Genomic DNA, 23871 nt, shown 5'->3' with positions numbered 1-23871 from the left:
GCGCCGCCGCCGGAGTAGGCATTGGAGTATCCACCCCGCACCCCAAATGCCAGGGTATCAGGCGCGATCCGGTACGGTGCCAGATCCAGCTTTGTTTAATAAGCCAGTGGTCTGACGGACTCATCATCGCTCTCTTTTTCAGCGGCTTTATTCCACTCTGAGAGCTGGTTTAACGGTTTTTCCGAGCGTGCAATAGGCGTTAGCTGTGGATTCTGCCAGGAAAAAACGCCGAGATATAATTTATTAGCGCGTCCGTTGCTGTAGTTCTCTGGACAGTTGTTATCCGCATATTTCTTTGCCTGCGCGGCATCGGCCTGATTGTCAGCGAAACAGGCCATGCCAATATATTTGCCGTCTTTGCCCCAGGCTTTGGCTCCCGTGAGAATCAGATTGTCAGGATCTTCATTCGGCGCAACCCAGGCAATCCACTGGTTCTCGGATAATCCCTGCGGAAGCTCGCCAAATCCTTTCGCAGGTGTTGTTCCCGCCATTTGCTCAGCAAAAATCTGTTTACCTTCCGAATGTTTAATGGCGCTGGGTACGGAATCGAGATTTTGTACGGTAATGGCGAAGGCTGGGGGGAGTGTAGCCAGCAACACCAGGGGAAGGTACTTTTTCACTATTGCGTCCTTTCAATAAGAGGGGCGATAAGACTCGCCCTTAAATTTATTTCACGCGCGCCATAAAGTACGCATCAACGTACTCACCGTTGCGCAGGCCGTATTTCTTACCAGTGCCTTCGATTTCAAAGCCGTACTTCTTATACACCGCCACCGCGGGCTCGTTATCAACAAACACCGTTAACTCGATACGCTCGACGCGCAGCCAGTTGTCACACATGTCGATCATCGTGCGGATCAGCGCGCTGGCAATGCCGCGATTGTGCCACCGGGCATCCACGCAGATACCAAAATCGGCCACGTGGCTGCGGCGGGGACGTTGGGTGACCTGAATAGAAAGATGGCCAACGACAATATCGTCAATGCAGGCAACCAGTTGTTTAACCCCGGCTTGCTCGGTTAGCCGCGCCTGCCACATTTCGAGGGAAGGATGAGGAACCTGTAGCGTGTTGTGGTACACCTCCGGCTGGGCGTGGATCTGACGAATGGCGTCGTAATCTTTCGGTTCAGCGTGGCGTATCACTATTTCACTCATTCCTTATCTCCTGCAGGGGTAATTGTGTATTTACACTCGCTGAGAAAGAAAATTCCGTCAACCGCATTTTTTTGCAAAAAGAAGTAGACAAGTGCGAATGAGAATGATTATTATTGCCTTGCATTCAGGGGAACCCCTGCGGAGAACCTGAAAGCACGACATTGCTCACATTGCTTCCAGTATTATTTTGGCCAGCTTTTGCTGGCTTTTTTTTTGGGGTTTGTTTCAGCCTGGCTTACTTGTCATTTTGTCCCCGGGAAGTGCTCGTGCTCCTCACGTACATTTAGTACGCTCCGGCCCCTGCGCGCTTGCCGTGAACAAACTGACCGCGACGCCGACGGCCGATCTTGAGGCATCTGCTTTTGTAGGCCCGAAAAGGCTTCTCCGCCACCGTCAAAGAATCCAACATTCAGTCTCCTCACGCTTTGCGCTATGGTGTAAACAATCATCTTCAAAAGGATCGTCTCATGACCTTACACTGCGCATTTATTGGATTCGGCAAAAGCACCACCCGTTACCATCTCCCCTACGTTCTGAATCGTAAAGATACCTGGCATGTCGCGCATATTTTCCGTCGTCACGCTAAACCGGAAGAGCAGGTGCCGCAGTATTCACATATTCACTTCACCAGCGATCTGGATGAGGTGTTGGGCGATCCGCAGGTAAAATTGGTGATCGTCTGTACCCATGCTGACAGCCATTTCGAATACGCTAAACGCGTGCTGGAAGCGGGTAAAAATGTGCTGGTTGAGAAACCTTTCACGCCGACGCTGGCGGAGGCAAAAGTGTTGTTCGACCTGGCGCGAAGCAAAGGACTGACCGTCACGCCATATCAGAATCGGCGTTTTGATTCCTGTTTTCTCACGGCTAAAAAAGCGATTGAGAGCGGGAAACTGGGCAAGATTGTCGAAGTTGAAAGCCATTTTGACTACTACCGACCCGTGGCGGAAACCAAACCGGGCCTGCCGCAGGATGGCGCTTTCTACGGACTTGGCGTCCACACCATGGATCAAATTATTTCGCTATTTGGCCGCCCGGATCATGTCGCGTATGACATTCGTAGCCTGCGTAATAAAGCGAACCCGGATGACACCTTTGAAGCGCAACTGTTTTATGGCGATTTGAAGGCTATCGTTAAAACCAGCCATCTGGTGAAAATCGACTATCCGAAGTTTATTGTTCACGGCACTAAAGGTTCGTTTGTGAAATACGGTATCGATCAACAAGAAACCAGCCTGAAAGCGAACATTATGCCTGGCGAGCCGGGTTTTGCCGCTGACGAATCCGTCGGTGTGCTGGAGTATGTCAATGACGACGGCGTTACGGTGAAAGAAGAGGTGAAACCGGAAACGGGTGACTATGGTCGTGTTTATGATGCGCTGTACCAGACGTTGACCGTCGGTACGCCTAATTACGTCAAGGAATCTGAAGTTCTTACCAATCTGGAAATCCTCGAACGTGCTTTCGAACAGGCATCGCCTGCGACGATAACCCTCGCTAAATAGCCATTACAGACTCCTCTGCGCTTATTCATATTTTTTGAACAGAGGAGTCAATTTTCACCCTCTATGATCCCGGACGGAATGAGTCCACACTTATTCCATCGAAAACATCTGGGGGTGAACACAATGATCTACTTACGCAAAGCAAACGACCGCGGTCATGCGAATCATGGCTGGCTTGACTCCTGGCATACCTTTTCTTTTGCCGATTATTACGATCCGAACTTTATGGGGTTCTCGGCGCTGCGTGTGATTAACGACGATGTGATTGACGCAGGCCAGGGGTTCGGCACGCATCCGCATAAAGACATGGAAATTTTGACCTATGTACTGGAAGGCGCCGTAGAACACCAGGACAGTATGGGCAATAAAGAACAGGTTCCGGCAGGTGAATTCCAGATTATGAGCGCCGGGACCGGCGTTCGCCACTCCGAGTACAACCCGAGCAAAACGGATCGTCTGCGGCTGTACCAGATCTGGATCATTCCGCAAGAAACCGGCATCACGCCGCGCTACGAACAGCGTCGCTTCGACGCCGCGCAGGGCAAGCAACTGGTGCTTTCGCCAGATGCTCGCGATGGTTCGCTGAAGGTCCACCAGGATATGGAGCTGTACCGCTGGGCGCTGCTCAAAGATGAGCAGTCGGTGCATCAGATTGCCGCTGAGCGCCGCGTCTGGATCCAGGTGGTAAAAGGTAACGTGACCATTAACGGTACCAAAGCGACGACCAGCGACGGCCTTGCGATTTGGGATGAGCAGGCAATCTCGATTCATGCCGACAGCGACAGTGAAGTGTTGTTGTTTGACTTGCCGCCAGTCTAACGTGCTGTAACCTTTTGTAGGCCGGATAAGACGCGAAAGCGTTGCCATCCGGCTTTTCATCGTTTGTCATTAATTCCGCACGTCCGTGGTAAACTGGGCAAATCTATCCCTTTTATACCTTTCAGGACGATGAAAAAGAAAAGACCCGTACTTCAGGATGTGGCCGACCGTGTGGGCGTGACCAAAATGACGGTCAGCCGTTTTTTGCGTAATCCGGAGCAGGTCTCCGTCGCGCTGCGGGGTAAAATTGCGGCTGCGCTTGATGAGCTCGGGTACATTCCTAATCGCGCGCCTGACATTCTTTCCAACGCCACCAGCCGCGCCATTGGCGTTCTGCTGCCGTCTTTAACCAACCAGGTCTTTGCGGAAGTGTTACGCGGCATTGAGGCTGTCACCGACGCCCACGGGTATCAAACCATGCTGGCGCACTACGGCTATAAACCGGAGATGGAGCAGGAGCGCCTGGAATCGATGCTCTCCTGGAATATCGACGGCCTGATCCTCACTGAGCGTACCCATACGCCGCGCACCTTAAAAATGATCGAAGTCGCCGGGATTCCGGTGATGGAACTGATGGACAGCCAGTCGCCGTGTCTCGATATTGCCGTCGGTTTTGACAACTTCGAGGCCGCGCGCCAGATGACCGCCGCGATTATCGCGCGCGGTCATCGTCATATCGCCTATCTGGGGGCGCGCCTCGACGAACGTACTATCATCAAGCAGAAGGGCTATGAACAGGCGATGCGGGACGCAGGACTGGTTCCTTACAGTGTGATGATGGAGCAATCTTCATCCTACTCTTCCGGTATCGAACTCATGCGCCAGGCGCGACGCGAATACCCACAGCTTGACGGTATTTTTTGCACCAACGATGACCTGGCGGTGGGGGCGGCCTTCGAATGCCAGCGCCTGGGGCTAAAAATCCCGGACGACATGGCGATCGCCGGGTTCCACGGTCATGACATCGGCCAGGTGATGGAACCGCGTCTGGCAAGCGTCCTGACGCCGCGCGAGCGAATGGGCAGCATTGGCGCGGAACGTCTGTTGGCCCGCATTCGCGGCGAAACGGTCACGCCGAAAATGTTAGATTTAGGTTTCACCTTGTCACCGGGCGGATCTATTTAGTCTGACAACTTTGAAGTAGCTCACACTTATTCACTTTTGGCACGAATGGTCATTGCGTCGTGAATGGTGCGGTTGGACAATGTTACCGATAACAGTTACCCGTAACAAATTTTGCAACTTGTAGAGTGGGGGCCCGCTTTGAGCACGACTAATCATGATCACCACGTTTACGTTCTGATGGGCGTATCAGGCAGCGGTAAATCCGCTGTCGCAAGCGCCGTGGCGCATCAGCTTCATGCCGCGTTTCTGGACGGCGATTTTCTGCATCCGCGCTGCAATATTGAAAAAATGGCCTCCGGCGAGCCGTTGAATGATGATGACCGCAAACCGTGGTTGCAGGCGCTGAACGACGCCGCTTTCGCGATGCAGCGTACCAATAAAATCTCGCTGATTGTCTGTTCCGCACTGAAAAAACACTATCGCGACCTGTTGCGCGAGGGAAACCCTAACCTCTCCTTTATCTATCTGAAAGGTGATTTCGACGTCATTGAAAGCCGTCTGAAAGCGCGCAAAGGCCATTTCTTCAAAACCCAGATGCTGGTGACGCAGTTTGAAACGCTGCAAGAGCCGGGTGCCGACGAACGCGATGTTCTGGTGGTGGATATCGACCAGCCGCTGGAAGGCGTCGTGGCGAGCACCATTGAGGTCATCAATAAAGGCAGTACGCTGTGAGTACATTAACACTGGTTTTAACCGCCGTCGGTTCCGTCTTACTGCTGCTGTTTCTCGTGATGAAGGCGCGTATGCACGCCTTCGTCGCGTTAATGGTCGTCTCAATGGGCGCGGGGCTTTTTTCAGGGATGCCGCTTGATAAAATCGCCGCGACCATGGAAAAAGGGATGGGCGGCACGCTGGGATTCCTGGCGATTGTGGTCGCGCTGGGGGCGATGTTCGGTAAAATTCTGCATGAAACCGGCGCGGTCGATCAGATAGCCGTCAAGATGCTTAAATCCTTTGGTCATAACCGCGCGCACTATGCGATTGGCCTGGCCGGCTTGATTTGCGCGCTGCCGCTGTTCTTTGAAGTGGCGATTGTGCTGCTGATAAGCGTGGCGTTCTCTATGGCGCGTCATACCGGCACAAACCTGGTGAAGCTGGTCATTCCGCTGTTTGCGGGCGTGGCGGCAGCCGCGGCGTTTTTGTTGCCTGGGCCTGCGCCGATGCTGCTGGCTTCCCAGATGCATGCTGATTTCGGCTGGATGATCCTGATTGGGCTGTGCGCCGCCATTCCTGGCATGATTATCGCCGGGCCGCTGTGGGGGAATTTTATCAGCCGTTACGTTGAGCTGCGTATTCCTGACGACATTACCGAGCCGCATCTGGGCGAAGGCAAAATGCCTTCTTTCGGCTTCAGCCTGTCGCTGATCCTGCTGCCGTTGGTGCTGGTAGGACTGAAAACGATCGCCGCGCGTTTTGTGCCGGAAGGTTCCACCGCTTACGAATGGTTTGAGTTTATCGGCCACCCCTTCACTGCGATTCTGGTCGCTTGTCTGGTAGCGATTTACGGCCTGGCGATGCGCCAGGGGATGCCGAAAGACAAAGTGATGGAAATCTGCGGCCACGCGCTGCAACCGGCGGGCATTATCCTGCTGGTGATTGGCGCAGGCGGGGTGTTCAAACAGGTACTGGTTGACTCCGGCGTCGGCCCGGCGCTGGGCGAAGCGTTAACCGGTATGGGACTGCCGATTGCCATTACCTGCTTTGTGCTGGCGGCGGCGGTGCGCATCATTCAGGGTTCCGCGACCGTGGCGTGTTTAACCGCGGTCGGTCTGGTGATGCCGGTCATTGAGCAACTGAATTTCTCCGGCGCGCAGATGGCAGCGCTCTCTATCTGTATCGCCGGCGGTTCAATTGTGGTTTCTCATGTTAACGACGCTGGCTTCTGGCTGTTCGGTAAATTTACCGGCGCGACCGAAGCGCAGACGCTGAAGACCTGGACGATGATGGAAACTATCCTCGGCACGGTCGGCGCGATTGTCGGAATGATTGCTTTCCAACTGCTGAGCTGAGTCTTGTTGCCCGGTGGCGCTGTGCTTACCGGGCCTGGAAACGGGCACATATCGATACCGTAAGCCGGGTAAGGCGTAATCGCTACCCGGTTTTTTTATTGAGGTGTGCATGGCAATCGCCCAACGACATTTTGCCTCGCCATGTTTCAGTACGCGCATAAAAACAGGCAAATTTCTACGCTGATCCATAATTAGGATCAATAAAACAGCGACGGAAATGATTCCCTTCCTAACGCAAATTCCCTGATAATCGCCACTGGACTTTCTGCTTGCGCGGTAAGGCAGGATAAGTCGCATTACTGATGGCTTCGCTATCATTGATTAATATCACTTGCGACTTTGGCTGCTTTTTGTATGGTGAAGGATGCGCCACAGGATACGGGCGCGCATACACAGCACATCTCTTTGCAGGAAAAAAACGCTATGAAAAATGTTGGTTTTATCGGCTGGCGCGGAATGGTCGGCTCTGTTCTCATGCAACGCATGGTAGAGGAGCGCGATTTCGACGCTATTCGCCCTGTTTTCTTTTCTACCTCCCAGTTTGGACAGGCGGCGCCCACCTTCGGCGACACCTCCACCGGCACGCTACAGGACGCTTTTGATCTGGATGCGCTAAAAGCGCTCGATATCATCGTGACCTGCCAGGGCGGCGATTATACCAACGAAATTTATCCAAAGCTGCGCGAAAGCGGATGGCAGGGTTACTGGATTGATGCGGCTTCTACGCTGCGCATGAAAGATGATGCCATTATTATTCTCGACCCGGTCAACCAGGACGTGATTACCGACGGCCTGAACAATGGCGTGAAGACCTTTGTGGGCGGTAACTGTACCGTTAGCCTGATGTTGATGTCGCTGGGCGGTCTCTTTGCCCATAATCTCGTTGACTGGGTATCCGTCGCGACCTATCAGGCCGCCTCCGGCGGCGGGGCGCGTCATATGCGCGAGCTGTTAACCCAAATGGGTCAGTTGTATGGCCATGTCGCCGATGAACTGGCGACGCCGTCTTCCGCAATTCTTGATATTGAACGCAAAGTTACGGCATTGACCCGCAGCGGCGAGCTGCCGGTGGATAACTTTGGCGTACCGCTGGCGGGAAGCCTGATCCCCTGGATCGACAAACAGCTCGATAACGGCCAAAGCCGCGAAGAGTGGAAAGGCCAGGCGGAAACCAACAAGATCCTCAATACTGCCTCTGTGATCCCGGTTGATGGTTTGTGCGTGCGCGTCGGCGCGCTGCGCTGTCACAGCCAGGCGTTCACCATCAAGCTGAAAAAAGAGGTATCCATTGCGACGGTGGAAGAACTGCTGGCGGCACATAATCCGTGGGCGAAAGTGGTGCCGAACGATCGTGATATCACTATGCGCGAATTAACCCCGGCGGCGGTGACCGGCACGTTGACTACGCCGGTTGGTCGTCTGCGTAAGCTGAACATGGGGCCAGAGTTCTTGTCGGCGTTTACCGTAGGCGACCAGTTGTTATGGGGCGCCGCCGAGCCGCTGCGTCGAATGCTGCGCCAGTTGGCGTAGTGGCTATTGCAGCGCTTATCGGGCCTGCGTGTGGTTCTGTAGGCCGGATAAGGCGCGTCAGCGCCGCCATCCGGCGGGGAAATTTGTGTTAAACCAGGGTGCATTGTCACCCTTTTTTTTGCGTAATACAGGAGTAAACGCAGATGTTTCATTTTTATCAGGAGTTAAGTAGAGCATTGGCTATTCTTTAAGGGTAGCTTAATCCCACGGGTATTAAGCCTAACCTGAAGGTAGGACGACGCAGATAGGATGCACAGTGTGCTGCGCCGTTCAGGTCAAAGAAGTGTCACTACCTGATGTTGAATTCAGTGAGATGGAGTGACGCCACAAAACAGGATGACAAACCATGTCCAGTCGTATCGATAGAGACGTGATTAATGCGCTAATTGCAGGACATTTTGCGGACCCTTTTTCCGTACTCGGAATGCACCAGACCCAAGCCGGACTAGAAGTCCGCGCCCTATTACCTGACGCCACCGACGTATGGGTGATTGAACCCAAAACCGGACGTAAAGTCGGCAAACTGGAATGTCTCGACGCTCGCGGTTTTTTCTGCGGCGTTTTACCCCGACGTAAAAATTTCTTTCGCTATCAGCTCGCCGTGACCTGGCACGGACAGCAGAACCTCATCGACGATCCTTATCGTTTTGGTCCATTAATACAGGAAATGGATGCCTGGCTATTGTCGGAAGGCACCCACCTGCGTCCTTATGAAACGCTGGGCGCGCACGCCGATACGATGGATGGCGTCACTGGCACCCGTTTCTCCGTCTGGGCACCTAATGCTCGTCGCGTTTCGGTTGTCGGGCAATTCAACTATTGGGATGGGCGTCGCCACCCGATGCGTCTGCGCAAAGAGAGCGGTATTTGGGAGCTGTTTATCCCCGGCGCGCATAATGGACAACTGTATAAATTCGAGCTGCTTGATGCGAATGGTAATCTGCGCATTAAAGCCGATCCCTATGCTTTTGAGGCGCAGATGCGTCCGGAAACGGCGTCGATGATTTGCGGACTGCCGGAGAAAGTGACGCCAGGCGAAGAACGACAAAAAGCCAATCAGTTTGATGCGCCGATCTCGATTTATGAGGTGCATTTAGGTTCATGGCGCCGCCATACGGATAACAATTTCTGGCTGAGCTATCGTGAGCTGGCGGATCAGCTTGTGCCTTACGCCAAATGGATGGGCTTTACGCACCTTGAACTCTTGCCGGTCAACGAACATCCGTTTGACGGCAGTTGGGGCTACCAGCCGACCGGCCTCTATGCGCCGACCCGCCGCTTTGGTACGCGGGACGACTTCCGCTATTTCATCAATGCGGCCCATGCGGCGGGCCTTAACGTCATTCTCGACTGGGTGCCGGGCCATTTCCCGTCCGATGAATTTAGCCTCGCGGAGTTTGACGGCACCCACCTCTATGAGCACAGCGACCCGCGCGAGGGCTATCACCAGGACTGGAATACGCTGATCTACAACTATGGTCGTCGTGAAGTCAGTAATTATCTGGTGGGTAACGCCCTGTACTGGATGGAGCGTTTTGGGATTGATGCACTGCGTGTCGATGCGGTGGCCTCTATGATCTACCGCGACTACAGCCGCAAAGAGGGCGAGTGGATACCGAACGAGTTCGGCGGTCGTGAAAACCTGGAAGCCATTGAGTTTCTGCGTAATACCAACCGCATTATTGGCGAGCAGGTGCCCGGCGCGGTCAGCATGGCGGAAGAGTCGACAGACTTCTCTGGCGTGACGCGTCCACCGGAAACGGGCGGCCTGGGGTTCTGGTACAAGTGGAACCTGGGCTGGATGCACGACACGCTGGACTATATGAAGCTGGACCCGGTGTACCGCCAGTATCATCACGACAAGCTGACCTTTGGTATGTTGTACAACCATACCGAAAACTTTGTTCTGCCGCTGTCGCACGATGAGGTGGTTCACGGCAAGAAATCCATTCTCGATCGTATGCCGGGCGATGCGTGGCAAAAATTTGCCAACCTGCGCGCCTATTATGGCTGGATGTGGGCCTTCCCCGGCAAGAAACTGCTGTTTATGGGGAATGAGTTTGCCCAGGGACGCGAGTGGAACCATGACGCCAGCCTCGACTGGCACCTGCTGGAGGGGGGCGATAACTGGCACCACGGGGTTCAGCGTCTGGTACGCGATCTCAACCACACCTATCGCCACCATAAAGCGTTGCATGAGCTGGATTTTGATGCTTACGGCTTTGAGTGGCTGGTGGTCGATGACAATGAACGCTCGGTACTGATTTTTGTACGCCGTGATAAAGCTGGTAACGAGATCATCGTCGCCAGCAACTTTACGCCCGTTCCTCGCCACGACTACCGCTTTGGCATCAACCAGCCGGGACGCTGGCGTGAAATTCTCAATACTGATTCGATGCATTATCACGGTAGCAACACCGGCAACGGCGGCGTGGTGCACAGCGATGAGATCGAAAGCCATGGCCGTCAGCACTCTCTTAACCTGACGTTACCGCCGTTGGCGACGATCTGGCTGATGCGGGAGGGGGAATGACGCAGCTTGCGATCGGCGAAGCAACGCCGCATGGCGCAACGTATGACGGTCATGGCGTGAATTTCACGCTCTTTTCCGCCCATGCGGAGCGCGTAGAGCTGTGCGTTTTTGATTCCCGAGGGAATGAGCGTCGCTATGACCTGCCAGGACGTCGCGGCGATGTCTGGCATGGTTATCTGGCAGGTGCCAGGCCAGGTTTGCGCTATGGCTATCGCGTACATGGCCCGTGGCAACCAGCGCAGGGGCATCGGTTTAATCCGGCGAAGTTACTGCTTGATCCTTATGCGCGCCGGGTCGAGGGCGAACTAAAAGATCATCCGCTGTTGCACGGCGGACACGATGAACCGGATTACCGCGATAACGCGGCGGTGGCGCCGAAAAGCGTGATAATCAGCGACCATTATGACTGGGAAGATGACGCCGCGCCGCGCACGCCGTGGGGAAAAACGGTCATCTATGAAGCGCATGTCAAAGGGCTGACCTACCTGCATCCGGAACTCCCCCAGGAGATACGCGGCACCTATAAAGCGCTCGGTCATCCGGTCATGGTGGCGTATTTCAAACAGCTTGGCATTACGGCGCTGGAACTGTTGCCGGTGGCGCAGTTTGCCAGCGAGCCGCGCCTGCAACGTATGGGACTGACCAATTATTGGGGTTATAACCCGATGGCGATGTTCGCGCTGCATCCCGCCTGGGCCAGTTCGCCCGAGACGGCGCTGGACGAGTTTCGCGACGCGGTGAAAGCGCTGCATCGCGCGGGGATTGAGGTCATTCTGGACATCGTATTAAACCATAGCGCCGAGCTGGATCTGGACGGTCCAACCTTCTCCCTGCGCGGAATTGATAACCGTAGCTATTATTGGATAAGGGACGATGGCGATTATCACAACTGGACGGGGTGCGGCAACACGCTCAATTTAAGCCATCCTGGCGTGGTGGAATACGCGTGCGAGTGTTTGCGCTATTGGGTGGAAACCTGTCATGTCGATGGTTTTCGTTTTGATTTGGCGTCCGTCATGGGGCGCACGCCGACGTTTCGCCAGGATGCGCCGCTGTTCGCCGCGATTAAAGCGTGTCCTGTGTTATCAACGGTCAAGCTGATTGCTGAACCGTGGGATATTGGCGAGGGCGGCTATCAGGTCGGGAATTTTCCGCCACCGTTTGCCGAGTGGAACGACCATTTTCGCGATGCGGCCCGCCGATTCTGGTTGCCGCGTAACCTGACGATCGGGGAGTTTGCCTGTCGTTTCGCCGCTTCCAGCGATGTGTTTAAACGCAATGGTCGCACGCCCGGCGTCTCGGTCAATCTGCTCACGGCGCATGATGGTTTTACGCTCCGGGACTGCGTCTGTTTCAATCAGAAACACAATGAGGCGAACGGTGAGGAAAATCGCGACGGCACCAACAACAATTACAGCGACAATCATGGTAAAGAAGGATTAGGCGGTCCGCTTGATTTAATGGAGCGGCGGCGCGATAGCATTCATGCCCTGCTGGCGACGCTACTGCTCTCTCAGGGAACGCCGATGCTGCTGGCAGGCGATGAACACGGCCATAGCCAGCACGGCAACAATAACGCCTACTGTCAGGATAATGCCTTAACCTGGCTGGACTGGCAGCAGGCAAACCGTGGGTTAACCACGTTTACCGCCGCGCTGATTCGTTTGCGTCAGCAGATACCGGCTTTAACCGACAATCGCTGGTGGGAAGAAGGTGATGGCAACGTGCGTTGGCTGAATAAAAACGCGCAACCCCTGAGTGCGGATGAGTGGCAAAACGGGCCTAAGCTGATGCAAATTCTGTTGTCGGACCGTTTTCTGATTGCGATAAATGCCACGCTTGAGGTGACAGATATCGTTTTACCCGAAGGGGAATGGCGCGCCGTTCCCCCATTCGCTGGAGAGGATAATCCGGTGATAACGGCGGTCTGGCAGGGACCTGCGCATGGACTGTGTGTGTTCCAGAGAGGATAAAAAAGGAGTGAATCATGGTGAGTTTAGAGAAGAACGATCGTGTAATGTTGGCGCGCCAGCTGCCACTGAAATCTGTTGCCCTAATCCTGGCCGGCGGCCGCGGCACGCGTCTAAAAGATTTAACGAACAAACGCGCCAAACCTGCCGTCCACTTTGGTGGGAAGTTCCGCATCATCGATTTCGCCTTATCGAATTGTCTGAACTCCGGGATTCGCCGTATCGGCGTGATCACTCAGTATCAGTCCCACACGCTGGTGCAACATATTCAGCGCGGTTGGTCACTGTTTAGCGAAGAGATGAACGAATTTGTCGATCTGCTGCCAGCCCAACAGCGAATGCAGGGCGAAAACTGGTATCGCGGTACGGCAGACGCGGTGACCCAGAACCTGGATATTATTCGTCGCTATAAAGCGGAATATGTCGTCATCCTGGCAGGCGATCATATCTACAAGCAGGACTACTCGCGTATGTTGATCGATCACGTTGAAAAGGGCGCGCGTTGCACGGTGGCCTGTATGCCGGTGCCGATCAAAGAAGCGACGGCGTTCGGCGTGATGGCGGTCGATGAAAGCGACAAGATTATTGATTTTGTCGAAAAACCGGCGAATCCCCCCGCAATGCCTGGTGACGCCAGCAAATCGCTGGCCAGTATGGGCATTTACGTTTTTGACGCCGATTACCTGTATGAATTGCTGGCGGCAGACGATAAAGATGACGCTTCCAGCCACGATTTCGGTAAAGACATTATCCCCAAAATCACCCGCGAAGGTATGGCTTACGCGCATCCTTTCCCGCTCTCCTGCGTGCAGTCCGATCCACAAGCCGAACCGTACTGGCGCGATGTAGGTACGCTGGAAGCTTACTGGAAGGCGAACCTGGATTTAGCCTCGGTGACGCCGGAGCTGGATATGTATGACCAGAACTGGCCTATCCGTACGCATATGGAATCGCTACCGCCTGCGAAATTCGTGCAGGACCGCTCCGGTAGCCACGGTATGACGCTGAACTCGCTGGTCTCTGGCGGCTGCATTATCTCCGGTTCGGTGGTGGTGCAATCTGTGCTCTTCCCACGGGTGAGAATAAATTCTTTTTGTAATATTGATTCGGCAGTGTTGTTACCTGAGGTTTGGGTAGGGCGCTCCTGCCGTTTACGTCGCTGTGTTATTGACCGTGCCTGTATTATCCCGGAAGGCATGGTGATTGGTGAAAATGCGGAAGAGGACGCTCGTCGTTTCTACCGTTCAGAAGAAGGTATTGTACTGGTCACGCGTGAAATGCTGCGCAAACTGCAGGTCAAACAGGAGCGATAATGCAGGTTTTACATGTATGTTCAGAGATGTTCCCCCTGCTGAAGACTGGGGGGCTGGCGGATGTGATAGGCGCGTTGCCTGCGGCACAAATTGCGAATGGTGTTGATGTTCGCGTTCTGCTTCCCGGGTTTCCCGATATCCGTCGGGGGATACCCGATGCGCATGTGGTGAGCCGCCGCGATACTTTCGCCGGTAAGATATCGCTGCTGTTCGGGCATTATAACGGCGTGGGCATTTATCTGATCGACGCGCCGCATCTATACGAGCGTCCAGGCAGTCCCTATCACGATACGAATTTATATGCCTATACCGATAACGTGCTGCGCTTTGCCCTGTTAGGGTGGGTCGGCTGTGAAATGGCCTGCGGACTTGATCCATTCTGGCGCCCCGACGTGGTGCACGCCCATGACTGGCACGCCGGGCTGGCGCCCGCCTATCTGGCGGCGCGCGGGCGGCCGGCGAAATCGGTCTTTACCGTACACAACCTGGCCTATCAAGGCATGTTTTATGCAAAGCATATGGATGACATCGAACTGCCGTGGTCATTCTTTAATATGCATGGGCTGGAGTTCAACGGACAACTCTCCTTTTTGAAGGCCGGTTTGTACTATGCCGACCATATTACGGCGGTGAGCCCGACCTATGCGCGTGAAATTACCGAACCGCAGTTTGCTTATGGTATGGAAGGCCTGCTGCGTCAGCGTCATCTGGAAGGGCGCTTGTCCGGCATACTGAACGGCGTGGATGAGAAGATCTGGAACCCGGAATCCGATCTGCTGCTGGCGTCGCGCTACACGCGCGATACCCTGGAAGAGAAGGCGGAAAACAAACGTCAGCTACAAATTGCGATGGGGTTGAAGGTTAACGACAAAGTGCCGCTGTTTGCCGTGGTAAGCCGTCTGACCAACCAGAAAGGTCTGGATCTGGTGCTGGAGGCGTTACCGGGGCTGCTGGAGCAAGGCGGGCAGTTGGCGCTACTCGGCGCGGGGGATCCGGTGCTTCAGGAAGGGTTCCTCGCGGCGGCGGCGGAACACCCAGGGCAGGTTGGCGTACAGATCGGCTATCACGAAGCTTTCTCGCATCGCATTATGGGCGGCGCGGACGTTATTCTGGTGCCCAGTCGTTTTGAACCGTGCGGCTTAACGCAGTTATATGGCTTAAAGTATGGCACGCTGCCTCTGGTACGGCGTACCGGGGGGTTGGCCGATACGGTCTCCGACAGTTCGCTGGAAAATCTGGCGGACGGTATCGCCAGCGGTTTTGTCTTCGAAGACAGTAACGCCTGGTCGTTACTACGCGCGATTCGGCGTGCTTTTGTGTTGTGGTCACGGCCTTCGCTTTGGCGGTTTGTACAACGGCAGGCGATGGCGATGGATTTTAGCTGGCAAGTTGCCGCGAAATCATACCGCGAGCTGTACTATCGCTTGAAATAGTCATCCAGGAATCATTTATATGAATGCTCCGTTTACTTATGCATCGCCCACTCTCAGCGTTGAGGCGCTTAAGCATTCTATTGCCTATAAGCTGATGTTTACGATTGGTAAAGACCCGGTCATTGCCAATAAACATGAATGGCTGAACGCCACATTGTTCGCGGTGCGCGATCGTCTGGTGGAGCGCTGGCTGCGTTCTAATCGAGCTCAATTATCGCAGGAAACCCGGCAGGTTTATTACCTGTCGATGGAGTTTTTGATTGGTCGTACCCTCTCTAACGCGCTGCTCTCGCTGGGCATTTATGATGACGTTAAAGGCGCGCTGGAGGCCATGGGCTTAGATCTCGAAGAGCTGATCGATGAAGAGAATGACCCAGGGCTTGGCAACGGCGGTTTAGGACGGCTGGCGGCTTGCTTCCTGGACTCGCTGGCGACGCTAGGATTACCGGGTCGCGGGTATGGCATTCGCTACGATTACGGCATGTTTAAGCAGAATATTGTCGACGGGCGGCAAAAAGAATCTCCGGATTACTGGCTGGAATATGGCAACCCGTGGGAGTTCAAGCGGCACAATACGCGCTATAAGGTGCTTTTTGGCGGGCGCATTCAGCAGGAAGGTAAAAAAGCGCGCTGGATTGAGACGGAAGAGATCCTGGCCGTCGCGTATGATCAGATTATCCCCGGTTACGACACTGACGCCACTAACACACTGCGGCTGTGGAATGCGCAGGCCAGTAGTGAAATCAACCTCGGTAAATTCAACCAGGGCGACTACTTTGCGGCGGTGGAAGATAAAAACCACTCTGAGAACGTTTCACGGGTGCTCTACCCGGACGATTCCACCTATTCCGGACGAGAGCTACGCCTGCGCCAGGAGTATTTTCTGGTCTCGGCGACAGTGCAGGATATCCTGCACCGTCATTATCAACTGCATAAAACCTATGAGAATCTGGCGGATAAAATCGCCATTCACCTCAATGATACGCATCCGGTGCTGTCAATTCCGGAGCTGATGCGCCTGCTGATTGATGAACATAAATTTAGCTGGGACGACGCGTTTGAGGTGTGCTGTCAGGTCTTCTCTTATACCAACCATACGTTGATGAGCGAGGCGCTGGAGACCTGGCCTGTCGATATGCTGGGGAAAATTCTGCCCCGTCACCTGCAGATTATCTTCGAGATTAACGACTATTTCCTGAAAACGTTGCAAGAGCAATATCCCAACGATACCAGCCTGCTTGGACGCGCGTCGATTATTGATGAGTCGAACGGCCGCCGGGTACGGATGGCCTGGCTGGCGGTGGTGGTCAGCCATAAAGTCAACGGCGTTTCTGAACTCCATTCCAACCTGATGGTGCAGTCGCTGTTCGCGGATTTTGCGAAGATTTTCCCGACCCGTTTTTGTAACGTCACTAACGGCGTTACGCCGCGCCGCTGGCTGGCGTTGGCAAACCCGCCGCTGTCTGACGTGCTGGATGAGAATATTGGTCGTACCTGGCGTACCGATCTTAGTCAGCTCAGCGAGCTGAAACAGCATTGTGATTATCCGCTGGTCAATCATGCGGTGCGTCAGGCGAAGCTGGAAAATAAAAAGCGGCTGGCGGTAGTGATAGCGCAACAACTGAATGTGGTGGTGAACCCTAAAGCGTTATTTGACGTGCAGATTAAGCGTATTCACGAATACAAGCGGCAGTTGATGAACGTACTGCATGTCATTACCCGCTATAACCGTATTAAAGAAAATCCGGAGGCCGACTGGGTGCCGCGGGTGAATATTTTTGCCGGTAAGGCGGCTTCCGCCTATTACATGGCAAAACACATCATTCATCTGATCAACGACGTGGCGAAAGTGATTAACAACGATCCGCAGATTGGCGACAAGCTGAAAGTGGTGTTTATCCCGAACTACAGCGTCAGCCTGGCGCAGGTGATCATTCCCGCTGCCGACCTGTCTGAGCAGATTTCGCTGGCAGGGACAGAAGCTTCCGGCACCAGTAATATGAAATTTGCCCTGAACGGCGCGCTCACCATTGGCACGCTGGATGGCGCGAACGTAGAGATGCAGGAGCATGTCGGCGAGGAGAATATCTTTATCTTCGGTAATACTGCAGAAGAGGTGGAAGCGTTGCGCAGGCAGGGTTATAAGCCTCGCGACTATTATGAAAAAGATGAAGAGCTACATCAGGTACTGACGCAGATTGGTAGCGGCGTCTTTAATCCGGAAGAGCCAGGCCGTTACCGCGATCTGGTAGATTCGCTGATTAACTTTGGCGATCACTATCAGGTGCTGGCGGACTACCGCAGCTACGTGGACTGCCAGGATAAGGTGGATGAGTTGTATCGTCGCCCGGAAGAGTGGACGACGAAAGCGATGCTCAACATTGCCAATATGGGCTACTTCTCATCGGACAGAACCATCAAAGAGTATGCCGAAAATATCTGGCATATTGATCCGGTGCGGTTGTAAATCCCGATGCCGGCGGCGCTTCGCTTGCCCGGCCTACGTTTATGTATCCTTGTAGGCCGGATCAGGCGTTAGCCGCCATCCGGCATTTTTCTCAGGACGCCAGTGAAAGCTGGTGTTTCTCAACATACGCCGCCAGCCACTGAGTGATGCGGGACTGCTGTTCGGCGGTCAGCCACATGCCTTCTTTGGTGCGACGCCAGATAGCGTCTTCAGTACGGCGTACCCATTCGTGATCCACCAGGTACTTGAGTTCCGCTTCGTAAAACTCATGACCGAAATCTTCGCCTAAATCAAGCAGTGACGTAGCTTCGCCGAGAATCCACTCCGTGTTGCTACCGTAAGTGCGCGAATAGTGGCGCGCCAGCGATTCCGTCAGGAACGGATAACGACGACGCAGCTTCGCCGCGTAATCTTCGCGGCTGCCGTCGATGTCGCCGCCGGGCAGTACGCACGTTTTGGTCCATGCCGGCCCGATGCCTGGATAATAAGACGCCAGTTTTTCCATCGCATGTTCGGCCAGCTTACGGTAGGTCGTGAGCTTACCGCCAAACACGGAAAGCAGCGGCGCTTTGCCGTTTTCATCATGAATATCAAGGGTATAATCGCGAGTGATCGCCTGCGGCGAGTCGGACTCATCATCGCACAGCGGACGGACGCCGGAGTACGTCCAGACGATGTCATCGCGCCCCAGTTGTTTCTGGAAGTGCGCGTTATAGACCTTCAACAGGTAATTAATTTCGCTCTCTTCAATTTTTACCGCTTTCGGATCGCCTTTATATTCGACATCGGTTGTGCCAATGATCGAAAACTCTTCCATCCACGGAATGACAAAGACGATACGCTTATCTTCGTTTTGCAGAATATACGCCTGCTTCTGATTATGGACGCGCGGCACGACGATATGGCTGCCTTTGATCAGGCGGATGCCATACGGTGACGGCAGGTGCATCCCTTCGTCGAAGAACTGTTTGACCCACGGTCCGGTGGCGTTAACCAGTCCGCGCGCCTGCCAGACATATTTTTTACCGGTGTCGATATCTTCCGCTTCGACAATCCACAGACCATTTTCCCGACGAGCGGCGGTTGCGCGAGTACGGGTAAGGACTTCGCCGCCTTTACGCACCACCATCTGTGCGTTAGCCAGCACCAGACGCGCATCGTCTACCCAACAGTCGGAATATTCGAATCCGCGCACGATTTCAGGTTTGAGCACCGAATCTGCGCCAAACCGCACACCGGTGGAACCGGGTAAGCTGGTACGTTTGCCGAGGTGATCGTACATAAACAGACCGATACGGATCATCCAGGCCGGACGTAAATGCGGGCGGTGCGGCAGACGAAAACGCATCGGGAAGGCGATGTGCGGCGCCATTTTCAACAGCACTTCACGTTCTGCCAGCGCTTCGCTGACCAGACGGAACTCATAGTGCTCAAGGTAGCGTAATCCGCCGTGGATAAGTTTCGAACTGGCGGAAGAGGTCGCGCAGGCCAAATCCTGCGCTTCCAGCATGAGTACGGACAAACCGCGTCCGGCGGCATCAGCCGCGATGCCTGCACCGTTAATGCCCCCGCCTATCACGATCAGATCTTTGGTTTCCATGCTGCCCTCTTGCACTTTCGTTAAAGTTCAAAAATGTTCGTTATCGAACATAATAGCAAAGAAACGCGCTATTGGTAACATCGAAAAAACATTTTAGAGTGATATGTATAACATTATGGCGTTAAGCTACTCCGTCAACGTACACTGGGCGATAAAATGCCTTAATTGGCTTCACCGGCAATAATGAAAGAGCGATTCATGGAACAATTTGAATGTATCACTGTAGAAGAGGCGTATCAGAAACTGCACCAGGGCGCGGCGGTGCTGGTCGATATTCGCGATCCGCAAAGTTATGCCATGGGTCATGCGCCGCAGGCGTTTCACTTGACTAACGATACGCTGGGCGCGTTTATGCGTGAGCATGGTTTCGATACCGCCGTGATGGTAATGTGCTATCACGGCAACAGTAGTAAAGGCGCCGCGCAGTATCTGCTCCAGCAAGGCTATGATGCGGTTTACAGCATTGACGGCGGGTTTGAGGCCTGGCATCGCCGTTTCCCTGCCGATGTCGCAAATGGCGCGTAATCCCATAAAGATGCAGCCTCCGACGAGAAGGGTATATATACTGTCTTCTTTTGTATGGACTAAGCGACAGCAATAATGTTGATGATTACTTCCTTTGCGAATCCTCGCGTGGCGCAGGCATTTGTTGATTACATGGCCACCCAGGGCGTCATTCTTACTATTCAGCAACATAATCAAAGCGATATCTGGTTGGCGGATGAATCGCAGGCCGAACGTGTGCGGGTCGAGCTGGCGCGGTTTATAGAAAATCCCGGCGATCCGCGTTATCTGGCGGCTAGCTGGCAGTCCGGGCAGACTAACAGCGGGCTACGCTACCGCCGTTTTCCCTTTCTCGCCACGCTGCGTGAACGAGCCGGCCCTGTTACCTGGATCGTGATGCTCGCCTGCGTGCTGGTCTATATCGCGATGAGTCTCATCGGCGATCAGACGGTGATGGTGTGGCTGGCGTGGCCGTTCGATCCGGTTTTAAAATTTGAAGTCTGGCGCTACTTCACCCATATCTTTATGCACTTCTCACTGATGCATATTCTTTTTAACCTGCTGTGGTGGTGGTATCTCGGCGGGGCGGTAGAGAAGCGCCTGGGCAGCGGTAAATTAATCGTCATTACGGTGATAAGCGCGCTGCTAAGCGGCTATGTACAGCAGAAATTTAGCGGCCCGTGGTTTGGCGGGCTGTCTGGCGTCGTCTATGCGCTGATGGGGTACGTGTGGCTGCGCGGAGAGCGCGATCCGCAAAGCGGAATTTACCTCCAGCGCGGCTTAATTATTTTTGCATTATTGTGGATAGTCGCTGGTTGGTTTGACTGGTTTGGCATGTCTATGGCGAACGGCGCGCACATCGCCGGGCTTATCGTCGGTTTAGCGATGGCCTTTGTTGATACGCTGAATGCGCGAAAACGAACGTGAGGCGTATCCGGCCTGTGGTCGAGATATTTTTCCAGGCCGGGTAGGGCGAATGCCGCTATCCGGCGCAAGGTTGGTTACTTTCAGAGATTATTCATGAAACAAACACAACGGCATGACGCGATCATTGAACTGGTGAAAAAACAGGGGTACGTCAGTACGGAAGAGCTGGTGGAGCATTTTTCTGTCAGCCCGCAAACCATTCGTCGGGATCTTAACGATCTGGCGGAACAGAATATGATTTTGCGCCACCACGGCGGCGCGGCGTTGCCCTCCAGCTCGGTGAACACGCCGTGGCACGATCGTAAGGCGACGCAAACGGAAGAAAAAGAGCGCATCGCTCGCAAAGTCGCGGCCCAGATCCCCAATGGTTCAACGCTGTTTATTGATATCGGCACGACGCCGGAAGCCGTAGCGCACGCCCTGTTAGGGCACAGTAATTTGCGGATCGTGACCAACAATTTGAACGTAGCGAACACGCTAATGGCGAAAGAGGATTTTCGTATTATCCTCGCCGGCGGCGAACTCCGCAGCCGCGACGGCGGCATTATTGGCGAGGCGACGCAGGATTTCATCTCCCAGTTCCGTCTCGATTTCGGTATTCTGGGGATTAGCGGCATCGACAGCGATGGTTCGCTGCTGGAGTTTGATTATCACGAGGTGCGTACCAAGCGCGCGATTATTGAAAATTCACGCCATGTGATGCTGGTGGTGGATCATTCCAAATTTGGCCGTAACGCGATGGTAAACATGGGCAGCATTAGTATGGTCGATGCGGTCTACACCGATACCCTGCCGCCGCCGGGTGTGATGCAGGTGTTGACGGAGAACCATATCCAACTGGAGCTGTGTTAATTCTGTAAAACGTCCCACGTCAGACCAAAACGCGCCAGGTACTTACGCAGCCGGTCAGCGTCATTCACCGTGGCTTTCCCCTGGCGGGAAACGTTGAATAGCTGCCGCCCGGCGTCGGAAAGGGTTTTCGCCTGGCGGCAGACCGCAACGACGTTTTCCAGCTGCATACGGTCAAACAGATCCAGCGCCGTTGCGTCAATGCCCGGCAATCCGTCGAGCGCGGAGGGGCGATGGTCATTCCAGCTATAGCGCAAACGCGCGATTTCATCGTCTACCGTTTCGACCGTGATTCGCCCGTTGTCCGCCAGCGTCGCCATGCGGGTGACGCTGGCGGAGAGTTCGCGGAAGTTACCGCGCCAGGCGGCCTGCGGCGAGGTGGCGAAGCTCAGCCAGGCGCGGCGCGCTTCGGTATTAAAACGCACGCTGTCGCCGGTTAGCGCCGCGTGGCGTTCCAGTTCGTAGTCAAGGTTTGGCTCAATATCTTCCTGGCGCTGACGCAGGCCCGGTAGTTCGAAGGTCCAGAGATTAATGCGCGCGTACAGGTCTTCGCGGAATGTCCCCTCCGCCACCCGCTGGCGCAGGTCGCGCACCGTGCCGGCAATCAACTGGAAATCGCTGCTGACCTGCTGGTCGCTGCCGAAAGGGTAAAAGCGTTTCTCTTCAATGGCTTTCAGCAACATGGCTTGTTCATCCGCGCCCAGCTCTCCCACTTCGTCAAGAAACAACATGCCGCCGTCGGCGCTGCGCAGCAGTCCCGCACGCTCCTCTCTCGCGCCGGTAAACGCCCCCTTAACGTGGCCGAACAGCGCCGACATCGCCGTATCGCCGCGCAGGGTGGCGCAGTTCACTTCGACAAACGGGCCGCTGAACTGGTGGCGGGCCAGTTTTAGTTCATAGATGCGACGGGCGAGAAACGACTTGCCCGCGCCGGTCGGGCCGTTGAGCAGGATTGGCGAACGGGAGCGTATCGCGACGCGCTCAATTTGCTCAATCATCCGGTTGAAACACGGGTTGCGGGTTGCAATGCCGGACTTCAGGAAGTTGAGCGTCTCCTCCCGCTCCTGGGCGAAGCGGGTGGCGATGTCATTGTAGCGGCTGAGGTCGAGGTCAATAATCGTCACGTCGCCCGTGCTATGCGGTTTATCTTTTTTGCGCGGTGGCGAGGTCTGCGCTAATCGCGCCGGTAGATAGCGCGCCTCCGCCAGCAGGAACCAGCAGATCTGCGCGACGTGGGTGCCGGTGGTGATATGAATCAGATAGTCTTCATCTTCGGGATGAAAGGTATGGCTGCGGGCGAAATCGTGCAGGCAGGCGTAAACCTCCTCGAAGTCCCACGGGTTGCGGATCGCGATTTCTACGCCGACGACTTCCGTTTCCGGCGAGACGCTGGCGATATCCTTCTTTAATCCTTCAAACAGCGAGCGAGAGCGGGCATCGTACAGCAGTTCCAGGCGGTGAACGACCAGCGTCTCCTGCTGACACAGACACAAGGTAGGGCGCCATTTTTCCCAACGCTGGCTGCCGCGTCCTGCATAGTCGAGTACCGTACCGACAAAACCAAAGGCCACCGTTTTTCGCATCTTAGATTTCCTTCTAAAAGACGAGATAATTTTATCGCTTTTTAATGGCTGCCGTGCAGGCATTTTTCTTTCACCTGAACGATAAAGAAATAAATAACTTAAAAATCAATAGATTAAAAAATAATTTATTTTCTGGCACGCTGGTTGCAATAAATCTGGCATGGAGAATAACGGAAATGGGAAAAACAAATGGCTAATCCACTGTTGTTCCGTTCGCTGTTAAGGGACGCGCCGCTGGCCAACGCCAGCAACCAGCAAGGCGCAGCGGCTGGCGGACAGGGCGCAGGTGCGCCAGTCCTGGGTTTATCCTTATCAGTTGCTGTCGGCGTGGAGCAATCTGCAAAGCAGCGTGCCGCGGGTTATTCGCGAGGTTTTCGCGCAACGCTGAGGGCACGAATGCTGGTGGATCTACATTTGTTGCGGGTTCGAGTCCCGTCAGAGCCTGGCTCTGTAGCGCAATGGTAGAGCGGTGTATTCACATAAACTTGTCGCCACCTTAGAGCCTATCCCATTAGGGCTATTTTACTTGCCATTTTGGACCTGGGCAGT

At 54.4% G+C, this 23871-nt stretch carries 17 protein-coding genes and 3 pseudogenes; 15 read left to right on the top strand and 5 right to left on the bottom strand.

Annotated elements, in window-relative coordinates:
- Positions 1-620 (bottom strand): annotated as a pseudogene (locus ACLD4K_RS20520) (hypothetical protein); the annotation flags it as partial.
- Between the two features lie 46 nt (positions 621-666).
- Entirely contained in the window at positions 667-1155 is a 489-nt protein-coding gene (gene yhhY, locus ACLD4K_RS20515) for an N-acetyltransferase (protein ID WP_001290279.1), read from the bottom strand.
- Between the two features lie 467 nt (positions 1156-1622).
- Between yhhY and ACLD4K_RS20510 the strand changes: the two genes are divergently transcribed.
- From ACLD4K_RS20510 to gntU, 5 genes are all read left to right on the top strand, one after another.
- On the top strand, positions 1623-2660 hold the full coding sequence (locus tag ACLD4K_RS20510; protein ID WP_411012411.1) for an oxidoreductase: 1038 nt from the start codon (positions 1623-1625) through the stop codon (positions 2658-2660).
- Between the two features lie 123 nt (positions 2661-2783).
- Positions 2784-3479, top strand: a complete 696-nt coding sequence (locus tag ACLD4K_RS20505) for a pirin family protein (protein ID WP_000639789.1) — start codon at positions 2784-2786, stop codon at positions 3477-3479.
- Between the two features lie 129 nt (positions 3480-3608).
- Positions 3609-4604 (top strand): gluconate operon transcriptional repressor GntR, encoded by a 996-nt coding sequence (gene gntR / locus ACLD4K_RS20500; RefSeq protein WP_183059674.1) that lies wholly within the window; start codon positions 3609-3611, stop codon positions 4602-4604.
- Between the two features lie 138 nt (positions 4605-4742).
- Positions 4743-5276, top strand: coding sequence for a gluconokinase (gntK, locus tag ACLD4K_RS20495; RefSeq protein WP_000108342.1), 534 nt, complete (start codon positions 4743-4745; stop codon positions 5274-5276).
- Complete coding sequence (gntU, locus tag ACLD4K_RS20490; RefSeq protein WP_000105950.1) at positions 5273-6613, top strand: gluconate transporter; 1341 nt, start codon at positions 5273-5275, stop codon at positions 6611-6613. Before gntK ends, gntU begins: the two co-directional genes overlap by 4 nt.
- Here the strand turns inward: gntU and ACLD4K_RS20485 are convergent.
- Positions 6536-6910, bottom strand: a pseudogene (locus ACLD4K_RS20485) (MarC family protein); the annotation flags it as partial. The gene gntU and the pseudogene ACLD4K_RS20485 overlap by 78 nt on opposite strands.
- A gap of 126 nt (positions 6911-7036) precedes the next feature.
- On the opposite strand from ACLD4K_RS20485, the gene asd reads away from it, so the two are divergent.
- From asd to glgP, 6 genes are all read left to right on the top strand, one after another.
- Complete coding sequence (gene asd / locus ACLD4K_RS20480) at positions 7037-8143, top strand: aspartate-semialdehyde dehydrogenase (RefSeq protein ID WP_000799939.1); 1107 nt, start codon at positions 7037-7039, stop codon at positions 8141-8143.
- A 346-nt stretch (positions 8144-8489) separates the two neighbouring features.
- Complete coding sequence (glgB, locus tag ACLD4K_RS20475) at positions 8490-10676, top strand: 1,4-alpha-glucan branching enzyme (protein WP_000098543.1); 2187 nt, start codon at positions 8490-8492, stop codon at positions 10674-10676.
- Positions 10673-12649: a glycogen debranching protein GlgX gene (gene glgX / locus ACLD4K_RS20470; RefSeq protein ID WP_411012410.1), complete on the top strand. Its 1977-nt coding sequence runs from the start codon at positions 10673-10675 to the stop codon at positions 12647-12649. The genes glgB and glgX overlap by 4 nt, the downstream gene beginning before the upstream one ends.
- Before the next feature lie 14 nt (positions 12650-12663).
- Positions 12664-13959, top strand: a complete 1296-nt coding sequence (gene glgC / locus ACLD4K_RS20465) for a glucose-1-phosphate adenylyltransferase (RefSeq protein WP_411012409.1) — start codon at positions 12664-12666, stop codon at positions 13957-13959.
- Complete coding sequence (gene glgA, locus ACLD4K_RS20460; protein ID WP_411012408.1) at positions 13959-15392, top strand: glycogen synthase GlgA; 1434 nt, start codon at positions 13959-13961, stop codon at positions 15390-15392. Before glgC ends, glgA begins: the two co-directional genes overlap by 1 nt.
- Before the next feature lie 19 nt (positions 15393-15411).
- Entirely contained in the window at positions 15412-17859 is a 2448-nt protein-coding gene (gene glgP / locus ACLD4K_RS20455) for a glycogen phosphorylase (protein ID WP_000993424.1), read from the top strand.
- A gap of 91 nt (positions 17860-17950) precedes the next feature.
- On the opposite strand, the gene glpD is transcribed toward glgP, so the two are convergent.
- Positions 17951-19459, bottom strand: coding sequence for a glycerol-3-phosphate dehydrogenase (glpD, locus tag ACLD4K_RS20450; RefSeq protein ID WP_000448178.1), 1509 nt, complete (start codon positions 19457-19459; stop codon positions 17951-17953).
- 198 nt (positions 19460-19657) lie between these two features.
- Here glpD and glpE point away from each other — a divergent pair, with 198 nt between their 5' ends.
- From glpE to ACLD4K_RS20435, 3 genes are all read left to right on the top strand, one after another.
- Positions 19658-19984: a thiosulfate sulfurtransferase GlpE gene (gene glpE / locus ACLD4K_RS20445; RefSeq protein ID WP_000434523.1), complete on the top strand. Its 327-nt coding sequence runs from the start codon at positions 19658-19660 to the stop codon at positions 19982-19984.
- Positions 19985-20059: 75 nt separating this feature from the next.
- Positions 20060-20890, top strand: a complete 831-nt coding sequence (gene glpG / locus ACLD4K_RS20440; RefSeq protein ID WP_000928702.1) for a rhomboid family intramembrane serine protease GlpG — start codon at positions 20060-20062, stop codon at positions 20888-20890.
- A 93-nt stretch (positions 20891-20983) separates the two neighbouring features.
- Positions 20984-21742: a DeoR/GlpR family transcriptional regulator gene (locus tag ACLD4K_RS20435; protein WP_052939266.1), complete on the top strand. Its 759-nt coding sequence runs from the start codon at positions 20984-20986 to the stop codon at positions 21740-21742.
- On the opposite strand, the gene rtcR is transcribed toward ACLD4K_RS20435, so the two are convergent.
- A complete protein-coding gene (rtcR, locus tag ACLD4K_RS20430; RefSeq protein ID WP_001232871.1) occupies positions 21739-23322 on the bottom strand; it encodes an RNA repair transcriptional activator RtcR in 1584 nt (527 codons plus the stop codon). The two genes, ACLD4K_RS20435 and rtcR, sit on opposite strands and share 4 nt — an antisense overlap.
- Positions 23323-23563: 241 nt before the next feature.
- On the opposite strand from rtcR, the pseudogene ACLD4K_RS20425 reads away from it, so the two are divergent.
- Positions 23564-23704, top strand: a pseudogene (locus ACLD4K_RS20425) (hypothetical protein); the annotation flags it as partial.
- Positions 23705-23871: the final 167 nt, after the last annotated feature.

Origin of the sequence: Salmonella sp. 741265055_HSA, from assembly GCF_046569525.1 — a bacterium.
GTDB lineage: Bacteria > Pseudomonadota > Gammaproteobacteria > Enterobacterales > Enterobacteriaceae > Salmonella > Salmonella enterica.
Note: the sequence above shows the minus strand (reverse complement) of the source record. Positions and strands in the feature narration are given on the sequence as shown.

Bases quoted from the DNA above. Each gene is read 5' to 3' on its own strand.
- yhhY (WP_001290279.1), bottom strand. From the start codon at position 1,155: ATGAGTGAAATAGTGATACGCCACGCTGAACCGAAAGATTACGACGCC.
- ACLD4K_RS20510 (WP_411012411.1), top strand. From the start codon at position 1,623: ATGACCTTACACTGCGCATTTATTGGATTCGGCAAAAGCACCACCCGT.
- ACLD4K_RS20505 (WP_000639789.1), top strand. From the start codon at position 2,784: ATGATCTACTTACGCAAAGCAAACGACCGCGGTCATGCGAATCATGGC.
- gntR (WP_183059674.1), top strand. From the start codon at position 3,609: ATGAAAAAGAAAAGACCCGTACTTCAGGATGTGGCCGACCGTGTGGGC.
- asd (WP_000799939.1), top strand. From the start codon at position 7,037: ATGAAAAATGTTGGTTTTATCGGCTGGCGCGGAATGGTCGGCTCTGTT.
- glgB (WP_000098543.1), top strand. From the start codon at position 8,490: ATGTCCAGTCGTATCGATAGAGACGTGATTAATGCGCTAATTGCAGGA.
- glgX (WP_411012410.1), top strand. From the start codon at position 10,673: ATGACGCAGCTTGCGATCGGCGAAGCAACGCCGCATGGCGCAACGTAT.
- glgC (WP_411012409.1), top strand. From the start codon at position 12,664: ATGGTGAGTTTAGAGAAGAACGATCGTGTAATGTTGGCGCGCCAGCTG.
- glgA (WP_411012408.1), top strand. From the start codon at position 13,959: ATGCAGGTTTTACATGTATGTTCAGAGATGTTCCCCCTGCTGAAGACT.
- glgP (WP_000993424.1), top strand. From the start codon at position 15,412: ATGAATGCTCCGTTTACTTATGCATCGCCCACTCTCAGCGTTGAGGCG.
- glpD (WP_000448178.1), bottom strand. From the start codon at position 19,459: ATGGAAACCAAAGATCTGATCGTGATAGGCGGGGGCATTAACGGTGCA.
- glpE (WP_000434523.1), top strand. From the start codon at position 19,658: ATGGAACAATTTGAATGTATCACTGTAGAAGAGGCGTATCAGAAACTG.
- glpG (WP_000928702.1), top strand. From the start codon at position 20,060: ATGTTGATGATTACTTCCTTTGCGAATCCTCGCGTGGCGCAGGCATTT.
- ACLD4K_RS20435 (WP_052939266.1), top strand. From the start codon at position 20,984: ATGAAACAAACACAACGGCATGACGCGATCATTGAACTGGTGAAAAAA.
- rtcR (WP_001232871.1), bottom strand. From the start codon at position 23,322: ATGCGAAAAACGGTGGCCTTTGGTTTTGTCGGTACGGTACTCGACTAT.